This is a genomic window from Streptomyces sp. NBC_00597 (assembly GCF_041431095.1).
GTDB lineage: Bacteria > Actinomycetota > Actinomycetes > Streptomycetales > Streptomycetaceae > Streptomyces.
This window is the reverse complement of the sequence record NZ_CP107758.1, coordinates 289,445-300,805: the sequence shown is the minus strand read 5'-3', so window position 1 is coordinate 300,805 and position 11,361 is coordinate 289,445. Positions and strand designations below refer to the sequence as shown.

11 protein-coding genes are annotated in these 11,361 nt (G+C 73.0%); 3 read left to right on the top strand and 8 right to left on the bottom strand.

Annotated features, from left to right (window positions below; translation table 11 throughout):
- Positions 1–162: 162 nt before the first annotated feature.
- Positions 163–1,155 (bottom strand): helix-turn-helix domain-containing protein, encoded by a 993-nt coding sequence (locus OG974_RS31110; protein ID WP_328765535.1) that lies wholly within the window; start codon positions 1,153–1,155, stop codon positions 163–165.
- Between the two features lie 103 nt (positions 1,156–1,258).
- On the opposite strand from OG974_RS31110, the gene OG974_RS31105 reads away from it, so the two are divergent.
- Complete coding sequence (locus OG974_RS31105) at positions 1,259–2,290, top strand: saccharopine dehydrogenase NADP-binding domain-containing protein (RefSeq protein ID WP_327286226.1); 1,032 nt, start codon at positions 1,259–1,261, stop codon at positions 2,288–2,290.
- 21 nt (positions 2,291–2,311) lie between these two features.
- On the opposite strand, the gene OG974_RS31100 is transcribed toward OG974_RS31105, so the two are convergent.
- The 4 genes from OG974_RS31100 to OG974_RS31085 form a co-directional block, all read right to left on the bottom strand.
- Positions 2,312–2,929, bottom strand: a complete 618-nt coding sequence (locus OG974_RS31100) for a hypothetical protein (RefSeq protein WP_331735122.1) — start codon at positions 2,927–2,929, stop codon at positions 2,312–2,314.
- Between the two features lie 187 nt (positions 2,930–3,116).
- Positions 3,117–3,470 (bottom strand): MerR family transcriptional regulator, encoded by a 354-nt coding sequence (locus OG974_RS31095; protein ID WP_327286551.1) that lies wholly within the window; start codon positions 3,468–3,470, stop codon positions 3,117–3,119.
- 26 nt (positions 3,471–3,496) lie between these two features.
- Complete coding sequence (locus tag OG974_RS31090; protein WP_327286224.1) at positions 3,497–4,255, bottom strand: SDR family oxidoreductase; 759 nt, start codon at positions 4,253–4,255, stop codon at positions 3,497–3,499.
- Positions 4,256–4,339: 84 nt separating this feature from the next.
- Positions 4,340–5,584, bottom strand: coding sequence for an MFS transporter (locus OG974_RS31085; protein ID WP_327286223.1), 1,245 nt, complete (start codon positions 5,582–5,584; stop codon positions 4,340–4,342).
- 138 nt (positions 5,585–5,722) lie between these two features.
- On the opposite strand from OG974_RS31085, the gene OG974_RS31080 reads away from it, so the two are divergent.
- A complete protein-coding gene (locus OG974_RS31080) occupies positions 5,723–6,658 on the top strand; it encodes a LysR family transcriptional regulator (RefSeq protein WP_327286222.1) in 936 nt (311 codons plus the stop codon).
- Positions 6,659–6,876: 218 nt separating this feature from the next.
- Here OG974_RS31080 and OG974_RS31075 read toward each other — a convergent pair whose 3' ends face one another.
- A complete protein-coding gene (locus tag OG974_RS31075; protein WP_331729840.1) occupies positions 6,877–7,605 on the bottom strand; it encodes a helix-turn-helix domain-containing protein in 729 nt (242 codons plus the stop codon).
- A gap of 242 nt (positions 7,606–7,847) precedes the next feature.
- Between OG974_RS31075 and OG974_RS31070 the strand changes: the two genes are divergently transcribed.
- Complete coding sequence (locus tag OG974_RS31070) at positions 7,848–8,516, top strand: DUF4097 family beta strand repeat-containing protein (RefSeq protein ID WP_327286220.1); 669 nt, start codon at positions 7,848–7,850, stop codon at positions 8,514–8,516.
- Positions 8,517–9,092: 576 nt separating this feature from the next.
- Here OG974_RS31070 and OG974_RS31065 read toward each other — a convergent pair.
- Both OG974_RS31065 and OG974_RS31060 read right to left on the bottom strand, forming a co-directional pair.
- A complete protein-coding gene (locus OG974_RS31065) occupies positions 9,093–10,289 on the bottom strand; it encodes an FAD-dependent oxidoreductase (protein WP_331735119.1) in 1,197 nt (398 codons plus the stop codon).
- Between the two features lie 90 nt (positions 10,290–10,379).
- The gene (locus tag OG974_RS31060; protein ID WP_331735116.1) at positions 10,380–11,324 is read right to left on the bottom strand and encodes an RNA polymerase sigma-70 factor; all 945 of its coding nucleotides are present in this window, start codon (positions 11,322–11,324) and stop codon (positions 10,380–10,382) included.
- Between the last annotated feature and the right edge of the window lie 37 nt (positions 11,325–11,361).

Here is an 11,361-nt window from a genome sequence, read left to right as displayed (position 1 = left end):
GCACAGCTTCGTACGGGACGCCGCCCGCGCCCGGGGGCCGTGCCGCAACTGCACCCACGGGCTCCCGGGAACCACCCCGGCGGAGGAGCGCACGGGGGGGGGAGGGGAGCCCCGTCCGCAGATCGCCGGGAGCCGTGGCACGACCGAGCGACCGGTGGACCGTCAGCCCGTGGGGCGTGCAGGGCCTACGAGCAGCTCGGCGGCGGGCTCGGGACGGGTACGTGAGCGGAAGGTGCGGCGGTAGGCGTCCGGCGGCACTCCGAGGGTGCGGTTGAAGTGCCGGCGGAGCGTCGTGGCGGTGCCCATGCCGGTGGAGCCCGCGATGCTCTCGATGCTGTCGTCGGTCTTCTCCAGCAGTTCCTGCGCGTGGCGGATCCGTTGGGCCAGCAGCCATTGCAAGGGAGTGGTGCCGGTCGCCGCCCGGAAACGTCGACCCAGGTGGCGTGAGCTCATCCCGGCCCGACGGGCCAGGTCCTCCACGGTCAGCGGCTGATCGAGCCGTTCGATGATCCAGGGGAACAGGGCGGTGAGCGGGTGGTCGTCCTGCGCAGGCACCGGGGCGGTGACGAACTGGGCCTGGCCACCGGATCGGTGCGGGGGTACGACCAGGCGGCGGGCGACGGTGTTGGCGACGGACGAGCCGTGGTCGAGGCGGACGAGGTGCAGGCACAGGTCCAGCGCCGCGGCCTTGCCCGCGGAGGTGAGCACGCTGCCGTTGTCCACGTAGAGGACGTCCGGGTCGACCTCCACCGCCGGATAGCGGGCGGCCAGGGCGTCGGTGTGTGCCCAGTGCGTGGTGGCGCGCTTGCCGTCCAGCACACCGGCGGCGGCCAGCACGAACGCGCCCGTGCACAGCGAGGCCACGCGGACGCCCGCGTCATGGGCCGCGCGCACCGCGTCGACCAGCTCGGCGGGCGGATCCACGTCGACGTCGGCCCAGCCGGCGACGATCACGGTGTCGGCGTCCTGGAGACGGTCGAGGCCGTGGTCGGGTTCCAGGCGGAACCGGCCGAAGGCCACCGTGTCCGTCCCGCAGACCGTGAGGTCGTACCAGGGGACGGTGACGGCGGCCGGCGCGGAGCCGAAGACCTCGACGGCCACGGACAGCTCGAAGTGCAGCATTCCTTCGGTGACGGCGAGCGCGACGGATCCCATGTCCGGAAGTGTACGGGTCATGTCGTTCCGGACACTCACCGTTCAGCGTTCAACCACGCGAGGATCGGAGGCAGTTGATCGGCACGAGCACAGGAGACGAGTCATGGCAGCGGGGCAGACGGTGACGGTGTACGGCGCGTACGGGCACACCGGCCGGTTCGTGGTGGCCCACCTACGGGAGCGCGGATTCGTCCCGGTCCTGGCCGGGCGCGATGCGCACAAGCTGAAGGCACTCGCGGACGAGTACCCCGGCCTCGACGTCCGCCCGGCATCGGTCGACGACCCGGTCTCCCTCGACCGCGCACTGGCCGGGGCGGCGGCCGTCATCAACTGCGCGGGACCCTTCGCCACGACGGCCGCCCCCGTGATCGACGCGGCCCTGCGCGCCCGGATCCCGTACGTCGATGTGGCGGCCGAGATCGAGGCCAACGCCGACACCTTCGCGCAGTTCGCGGACCGCGCCCGGGACGCCGGCACCGTGGTCGTCCCCGCGATGGCCTTCTACGGAGGCCTCGGCGACCTGCTGGCCACCGCCGCGATGGGCGACTGGGAGACGGCCGACGAGGCGCACATCGCGTACGGGCTGAACGGCTGGCACCCCACGGAGGGAACGCGCGCCGCCGGCAAGGTCTCGGCCGAACGCCGTGGCGGACGTCGCGTCCGGTTCACGAAGGGGCAGTTGGAGTACCACGACGACGTCCTGCCCACCCTGGAGTGGCCCTTTCCGGACCCGGTGGGCCCGCGGGCGGTCATCGGCGAGTTCACGATGGCCGACGTCGTCACCCTTCCGAGCCACCTGTCCATCCCGGAGGTACGCACCTACATGACGGCCGAGGCGGCCGACGGCGTGGTGGCCGCGGACTCGCCGACCCCCACCGCGGTCGACGCACACGGCCGGTCCGCACAGACCTTCCTCGTCGACGTCGTCGTGCGCTCCGGCAACACCGAACGGCGCGCCGTGGCCCGCGGCCGGGACATCTACGCCGTCACCGCACCGCTCGCGGTCGAAGCGGTCGCCCGCATCCTCACGGGACGGACCCGGGCGGTCGGCGTCGCGTCCGCCGGTGAACTCTTCGAGGCCCCCGCCTTCCTCCGCGCGCTGTCCCCGCACATCGACGTGGAACTGCACCCGTAGCGGGCGGGACGGACGTCGTGCCTAGCGCCGGGTGTCGAGGACGGTGTAGCCGCCCTCGATGGCGTTCGCGTCGGGGGACTTGGCCGAGCACTTCGGCAGTTCGGGCTGTCCGTCCGCGGTGGGGGCCGTGAGGCCGATCCGGGTCGGGCCGCCACCGTCCGCCGGGACGTGGAAGCTCAGGCCCATGCGGGCGGGCTGCTTGCGGTGCAGGAATTCCTGCCAGTACGGACCGGCGTCGACGATCCTGCCGGTCACGGCGACGTCCGGTCCGTTGACGCTCACGCAGTCGACCTTGAAGTCGCCCCAGTTGAACGACGGCTGCCCGTCGCCCTTCGGGGGCCACCAGTGCTGGATGCGGAACGTGCCCCAGGAGCTGGCTGCGACGCCTTGGTCGTGCGGTGTGAACAGGCCGTGTGCATCGACGAAGATCCGGATGTCCTCGTCCGCGACGGGATAGTCCATGCGGGCCCACCCGCTGATGCCCGCCACGGCCCGATCCGCCGGCGCGGCGGCAGGCGCGGCGGTGGCCGGCGCGGCGGTGGCCGGCGCGGCGGTGGCCGGCGCGGTGGCCGTGAGCGTTGCCGTGGCGGCGAGGACGAGCGGGACGGCGGCCAGACGCAGGGCCGATGTGATCGCCATGACGGTTCCTCTCGGGAGTGGTGTGGGATCGCCTCCGATCCTGGCGGACCCGTCCGCGCCGGCCATCGCGCCCGGGAGGGACGTCGCCTCCCCCCGACGGGGGAAGGTGCCTCCACCCATGGACTTCCCGGACAGGGGTCTGCGTACCGCCGGTGACGGCCTCTCCCCCGGGCGGCCGGTGGCCGCGCTATGCCCCGGTCTTCGCCCGGAGTGCGGCGTTCAGCCGGTCTCGGGCCTCGGTCTGGGCGGCGATCCGTTCGTCGAGGACCGCCAGCCGTTCCAGCGCGACCCGCAGTCCCTTCTCGGAGGGCGGTGCGGCCGCCACGTCGCCGTCCAGGCAGGGCAGGAACACGCGTACGTCGTCCAGGGTGAGCCCGGCGGCCAGCAGGTGGCGGATGTTGCGGACCCGGACCACGGCCCGCTCCTCGTAGAGGCGGTAGCCGTTGGAGGCCCGCTCGGAGGAAATCAGTCCGGCCTGCTCGTAGTGCCGCAGCGCACGAGCGGTCGTCCCCGTCGCTTTGGCCAGCTCACCGATCCGCACCCGTTCCGCCTCCTGTGCCACTCCTATCACGCCACGACCGCACCGCCGTCCACGGGGAGGACCACGCCGGTGACGAACGATGCGTCAGGCGCGGCGAGTCGGGTGATCGCCCAGGCCACTTCCTCGGGGCGGCCGACCCGGGCCAGCGGGGTGTGCGCCAGCTGCCACTGCCGTACCGCGGCCCTCCGCTCCGGCGTCAGGCCCTGGTGCTCGCCGATGGGGGTGTCGATCGCGCCGGGAGCGACCGCCACGACCCGGACCCCGCGGGGTGCGAGCTCGACCGCCCAACTGCGGGTCAGCAGTTCCAGGGCGGTCTTGGTCGCCGCGTAGACCGAGCTACCGGGCCACGCCCGCTGCCCCACCGACGTGCTGACGTTGACGATCACTCCGCCCGACGCCTCCAGGAAGGGCAGTGCGGCCTGGGCCAGCAGGACGGGGGCCACGAGATTGGTGGCGAGCTGAGCACTGATCGCCTCCGGCGTCAGCGTGCCGAGGGCGCCGCTGCGCACGATCCCCGCGTTGTTGACCAGCACGTCCAATCGGCCGTGCGTCCGCGACACGGCCTCGACGATCCGCTCGGGTGCGCCGTCGGCGGTGATGTCGGCGGACAGTGGTGTGATCCGGTCGTGCCCGGCCGCGGTCTCCCTCAACGGTTCGCTCCTGCGTCCGATCGCGATCACGTGGGCGCCCTCGGCGGCGAACGCGCGGGCGGTGGCCCGGCCGATGCCGGTGCCGGCTCCGGTGACGGCGACGATCCTGCTGCTCTGTGGTGCGGTGCTGGTCATGCCGTCATCGTGCAACCCTGCCGCCAGTGGCAAGGTCAACGTCCACCTCCCCCGGCCGGGGAAACGAGCGGCAGGCGCGGCGCGTCAGGTGCGGCTCGGTGCCGGCTGCGGCTCGACGAGGTGCGGTGCCGCGCGCCGAGGGAGCAGCAGCGGGGTCACGAGTACGAGTGCGCCGGCCAGGCCGATGGCCGTGCGCGGGCCGAGCAGGCTGCCCAGTACGCCCCAGACGGCGGTCAGGAGCGCGGTCGAGGCCTTGGTCGTCACCGCCCAGGCGGACAGGGTGCGGGCGACGCGGTCGGTTGCGGTGCGCCGGAGGCGGTAGGTGGCGTGGACCGGGTTGAAGACGCCGCAGCAGAAGATGAGCCCGAGTTCGACGCCCATGACCAGCAGCAGCCCTGAGGTGCCGGGCCCCGGGAAGGCCAGGCCGACGGGCCAGATCGCGCGCAGCGCCCCGGCCACGACCAGGACCCGGTGCTCCCCGAACCGGGTGACGAGCGGTCGGGCCAGCCGCGCACCGAGCAGCCCGCCGATCGAGGGCGCGGCGAAGGCGAGGCCGTACTGCCACGGCGCGAACCCGAGCCGGCCGAGCATCAGGACGGCCAGCAGCGGCTGGGTGGCCATCACCAGGCCGTTGAACAGGGCGGTGTTGAAGAACAGCGGACGAAGCGCCGCGTCGGCGAGGACGTAGCGCCAGCCGTCGAGCAGGTCCCCGGCCCGCATCCGCGGGGTCTCCCGGTGCTCGGGGCGCGGCTCGTGCCCGCCCATCGCGCGGATGCCGAGGGCCGAGAGCAGGTAGCTGACCGCGTCGGCCGCCACCGTCGCCACCGGGCCGAGGAGTCCGATCGCCGCGCCGCCCAGCGGTGGTCCGATGATCGTGGTCGTCCAGGCCGTGGATTCGAACCGGGCGTTCGCGACGAGCAGGTCCTCGGCCGGCAGCAGCGCCTTCACGTACGCGCCGGAGGCCGCGCGGAAGGTGATGTCTGCCGCCGCGACGACGACCGAGACCAGCAGGAGCTGCAGGTAGGTGAGTACGCCGAGTGCGTACGCGGCGGGGACCGTCAGCAGCGCCGCGAACCGGGCCAGGTCCATCGCGATCAGCACCGGCCGCTCGCGGCGGAACTCCACCCACGGGCCGAGCGGCACCGCCACGGCCGCGCCCACCGCAGCCCCCGCGGAGGCGAGCGCGGCGACCTCGGCCGGTCCGGCGTGCAGCACCTGGACGGCGATCAACGGGAACGCGCCGAAGGCGAGCCACGTGCCGAGCGCGCTGGTCCCGTACGCCCCCCAGAGCCACCCGAACCGTCGCCCCAGCCGATGTCCGCGCAGCATGCCCCACGCCCGCCCCTCGCCACTCACCCGTACGACCGATCCGCGATCGGACCCATCAAAGCGAGCGACAGGGCCGTGGATCAAACAACCACGGAGACGCCTCGCCACAACCAACGGTTGTGGCCGTAGGGTGTCGGCATGGACCTCGACGCCGTACGGACCTTCGTCGCCGCCGCCGAGGCGGGGCGGTTCCAGGAGGCCGCCGCCGAGCTGGCGGTCACCCAGCAGGCCGTCTCCAAGCGCATCGCCGCGCTGGAGCGCAGCCTCGGCGTACGGCTGTTCACCCGCACGGCGCGCGGCGCCGAGCTCACCATCGACGGGCAGGCGTTCCTGCCCCACGCGCGCGAGCTGCTGCGCGTCGCCGAGCGCGCGGTCGCGTCCGTGCGCGCCGGCAGCCGTCCACTGCGCGTCGACGTGATCAACCTGCGCGGTGCGGCGTCGGGCCTGATGCGCGGATTCCACCGCGCGCACCCCGAGATCGAGCTCGACGTGGTGACGCTGTTCGACATCGAGACGGCCGTCGCCGCCGTCCGTTCCGGTGCGATCGACGCGTCCTTCCGTGCCGTCGCCGCGCCCGGCCGGCCCCTTCCCGAGGGCATCGAGTCCGTGCGGGTGGTCGACGAGCCGCTCCAGCTCCTCACCGGCCCCGCCCACGCCCTGGCGGGTGCCCGGTCGGTGGCCCTCGCGCAGCTCGCCGGGCACCGCATCTGGATGCCGGGCATCGTCCCCGGTACCGAGTGGGCCGCCTACTACGACGACCTCGTCGCCGAGTTCGGCCTCACCATCGAAGCGACCGGCCCCAACTTCGGCTCCGACGCGCTCCTCGACACCATCGCCGACACCCCGGCCCTGGCCACCTTCATGGGCGAGCACACACGGCTCGTCTGGCCCACCGACCACGGCCTGCGCCGCATCCCGGTGACCGACCCGACGCCGGTCTACCCGCACTCGCTCCTCTGGCGCCGCGACGCCCCCCACCCGGCGCTGGCCACCCTCCGCGCCCACCTCGCCGCCACGACGGCCCGGTACGACCGCGCCGGGACCTGGGTACCGGACTGGGCGACCCCGCGCTGACCGCGCGCCCACGGGGGCGGCCGACTCGGCGTCGATGGTGCGTCCGGCCGCGGGGCTCCGGTGCGCCGGTTGACGGTGTCCGTCAACCGGCGGCGCCGCCGGCCGTCCGGTCGGTGATGTCCGCTACGCCCTCAACGAGCCCGGGTTGACGGCGCTGGGCTCCGACCTGCTGGCGGCCGTACTGCACTGAGCGGCTGGACCGCCGTTCACGACGGCCGTCAGCCGTCCGCCGGTTCGGGGTCGTTCGTGTGCAGGATGTCGCGGGCCTGCTCCGCGGCGCGGGCCATGCTCTCGCCGACGAAGTCGACGAACCGGGCGATGTTTTCGAGGCGGACGGCGGCCGGGCTTTCGCGGCCGAGGACGCCGACGCCCTCCCGGGCGGTCCGGGCGATCTGGGTGTTGGCCCGGGCGGCGGCCATCATCGACTGGTACCAGACGTCGTCGTCGACGAGGTAGCGCTCGCGGCGGCGTTCGTCGCGTTCCCGGCGGACGAGGCCCTGGCTTTCGAGGAACGTGACGGCCTTGGAGACGGACGCCGGGCTGACCTGGAGGCGCAGGACGAGTTCGGACGCCGTCACACTGCCCGCGTCGGTGGTGAACAGGCAGGTCAGTACCCGGGCCATCATCTTGGGCAGGCCCTGTTGCACCAGGATGGCGGTGAACGTCTCCTCGTACTCGCGCACGGCCTCGGGGTCACGTCCGTGGGCCTGCGCGGGCGCCTGCGGCTCCCGGGGCGCGGCCTGCCTGCGCTGGTGGGCGCGGCGTTCGGTGGCGCGGTGGGCCAGGTCGGCGCGGTACGCGGTGGGGCCGCCGTTGCGCATCACCTCACGCGTGATCGTCGAGGTGGGGCGGTCGAGGCGCCTCGCGATCTCTGCGTAGGCGAGTCCGTCGGACATGCCCAGCGCGATCTGCTGGCGTTCCTGCTGGGTGAGCCTGCCTCCCGGCATCGCGGTCTCCTTCTTGCCGTTCGCTGCGCCTCTTGCGTCCCAGCATAGCGTTCACCGGCATTCCATTGCAACGAACACCCAGCTGATGTTGCATTAGATTCAGAATCATTGCAACGATTGACCGGCTCTGACCTGGATTAATGCTGCTTTCACGCAACGCATCCATTGCCCATTTCATGAACGCAACGTAGCTTTTCCATCATCAGAAACGAAGAGCGAAGAGCTCGACCAAGGAGAGCGTCATGCAGAAGTTCAACTCCCCCGCCCCCATCGCCGCCGTCCTCGACATCCCCGCGGGACTCGTCCGGTTCATCGCCGCCGACCGCGCCGACACCACCGTCGAGGTCCTGCCCGCCGACGCCTCGAAGGGCCGTGACGTGAAGGCGGCGGAGCAGATCACGGTCGAGTACGTCGGCGGCGTCCTGCGGATCGGCGCCCCGACCGCGAAGAACCAGTACTTCGGCCCCTCCGGCTCCGTCGAGGTGACGGTCCAGCTGCCCGCCGGCTCCCGCGTCGAAGCGAAGGCGGCCGGCGGCGGGTTCCGGGGTGTCGGGCGGTTCGGCGAGGTCGTCTTCGAGGGCGCGCAGGGCGCGGTCGAGATCGAGGAGGCCGCGAGCGTCCGCGTCACCACCCTCGCCGGTGACGTCTCGGTGGGCCGCCTCGGCGGTCCCGCGGAGATCAGCACCGCGAAGGGCGACATCCGGATCGCCGAGGCCGTACGCGGCGCGCTCGCCCTGCGCACGCAGGCCGGCGACATCTCGGTCGGCGCCGCCGCCGGGGTCTGCGCCTCCCTGGACGCCGGCACCGACTACGGCCGGATCCACAACTCCCTCAAGAACACCGAAGGCTCCGCCGACCTGAGCATCCAGGCGACCACCGCACAGGGCGACATCACCGCCCGCAGCCTCTGACGAGCACCCGTCAAGCCAGTGCGGGCGCCGGGACGACACGGGACGGCTCCGACTTCGCCGAGGTCACGGACGAAGGGCCGGACCACGTCGTCACCCTGCCCACCGACGGCCAGGAGTACTTCATCGACTCCGCGGTGACCAGGTACGGGACTGGGCCGCCTCGTACGGTCACGTGGCCGACGCGGGCTACCCGGCCGACCACGCCGCGGCGCTGCGGCAGTTGGCTGCCGGGCCCGGCGAGGGACGACCAGGTCCACCCGGACCTCACGCTGCGGCTGGCCGACCGGCTGGTCGCCGCCGGCAAGGACTTCGGGCTGCTGATCCTGCCGGGGGCGGAGCACGCGCGCCTCGATGGCCCGGCCTACGTCCGGGGGCGCTACTGGGACTTCCTGGTCCGCGAACTGATGGGCTCCCGGCCGCCCGGCTACCGCCCGGCCCCGATCGCCATCGGCCGGAAATGCTCGCGGAACCGTTCGACTGAGGGCGGCTGTCGGCCGGGCGGGGAGGGCGACCGAGGCAGTGTCCGGGGTTGCGAGCGCGCCGGCCGTGTGGGCGGACGTGCTCTCGGCCGTCCCGTCACCGTACGGCGGCGAACCGGGTCTGCGCCGCGCGGCTGGCCGGGACGAGGCGGTGGCGGCGGGTCGGCATGAGCATCGTCGGGTGGGCGACGGCCCAGGCCGCCGACGCGCAGATGAACTCCTTGATGCGGGCGCCGGCCCGGCCGGTGATGACGGTGGACGTCATCCCGTCCTCGTGGGTCACGCGCTGGAGCATTCCGTCGCGGCGTCCGAGGCTGATGCACTGGGCGGCGTAGCCGATCGGCTTCTCGGGTACCTTGCGGCCGGTCAGGCGCGCGGCCAGGGCGTCGGCGGCCTGCCACGCCATCGGGGTGGCCGTGGCGCAGGCCATCCGCAGGGGCCTGCCCTCCGGTCCTTCGGCGAACGCGGCGTCTCCGACGGCGTACACGTCGGGGTGCGAGACCGAGCGCATGGTGGCGTCGACGACGATCCGTCCGGTGTCGGAGACCTCCAGGGTGGTGGCGGCCGCGATCGGGTGCACGGCGAAGCCCGCGGTCCACACCGTCACGTGCGCCGGGACGTCCCCGGCGGCACCGGTCACGACCCGGTCCGCTTCGACGCGCGTGATGTCGGCTCCTTCGTGGACGGTGATGGCGAGCCGGTCGAAGACGACGCTCAGGTGGCGCTGCGCCTTGTCGCTGAGCCAGCCGCCGACGCCTTCGCGGGCGGCGATGGCGACCTTGAGGTCCGGGCGCGCCTCGGCGATCTCGGTGGCCGCTTCGATGCCGGTCAGGCCGCCGCCGACGACCACCACGGTCCCGCCCGGCTCCAGCTCGCCCAGGCGCGACCGCAGCCGCAGCGCGCTCTGCTTGCCGGCGAGGTGGTGGGCGTGCTCGGCGACACCCTGGACGCCGTGCTCGGCGTTGGTGCTGCCCAGGGCGTACACGAGCGAGTCGTAGCCGAGGGTCTCTGCGCCGTCCTCACCGGTGAGGTCGACGGTCTTGCGGTCGGCGTCGACCCCGGTGACCCGTGCGGGCCGGACCTGCACGCCGGTGCCCTCGTACACCTTGCGCAGCGGGCGGCGCGGCAGGTCCTGGCCGCTCGCGAGCTGGTGCAGGCGGATCCGCTCGACGAAGTCGGGGTCGCCGTTGACCAGGGTGATCTCGACGTCGTCGCGGTGCAGCCGCCTGGCGAGGCGCCCGGCGGTGACGGCTCCGGCGTACCCGGCTCCCAGGACGACGATGCGGTGCTTCATGGCTGGCTCCTATCCGGTTGGACTCACCTCCTGAACCGGACAGCCGCACGATCCCTGACAGGATCCGACCGTGACGTGGGCCACACTCGATTACCAGATCTCCGCGACGGGGTGATGGGGGCCTTCGGCCGTCCACTGGCGCGTGATGCGTTCGAGCTTGTCGGGGTTGACCTGGATGTGGAGCGCCTCGACGCCGTCGGGCGTCTCGGCGAGGCAGATGACGCCGAGGACCCGCCCGCCGGCCGCGAGCAGCAGGGCAGCAGTGCCGTTGACGACGGCGGCATGGACGGCGACGCTCCCGCCGACGTGCGCGCGCTTCGCGGCGTTCGGCCGGAACAGCCCCCGCAGGTAGCGCGCGATGCCGAGCGCACCGACGACCGGGGTCCTGCGGGCCTGCACCTTGGCTCCGCCGTCGGCCACGCTGACCGCGTCGTCGGTGAGCAGCCGGATCAGCGGCTCGGTGTCGCCGCTGAGGGCCGCGGCGAGGAACCCCTCGACGACCTTGCGCGCGGCGGCCGCGTCGACTTCGGTGCGGGCCCGGTCGGTGGTGAGGTGCTGCTTGGCGCGGCGGTAGATCTGCTGGCAGTTCGACTCGGTGAGGTCGAGGATCTCCGCGACCTCGCGGTGCCCGTACCCGAACGCCTCGCGCAGTACGTACACGACGCGCTCGTTGGGCGAGAGCCGCTCCATGAGGGTGAGCATCGCGAAGGACACCGACTCGCGCTGTTCGGCGGTGTCGGCCGGCCCCAGCATCCGGTCTCCGGCCAGGACCGGCTCGGGGAGCCACTGGCCCACGTACGTCTCGCGCCTGACCCGGGCCGAGGTGAGCTGGTTGAGGCAGATGTTGGTGAGGACCTTCGTCAGCCATGCCTCGGGCGTCTCGATCCGCTCCCGGTCCGCCGCGTGCCAGCGCAGGAACGTGTCCTGCACCGCGTCCTCGGCATCACCGGCCGACCCCAACAGCCGATAGGCGATCGCCTCCAGGCGGCCCCGGGAGCTCTCGAACAGATCGGTCTCGTGCGTAAGGAGCGGCATCGGCCCATGATCGGCCACTCGCGCGTGCCCGTCCACC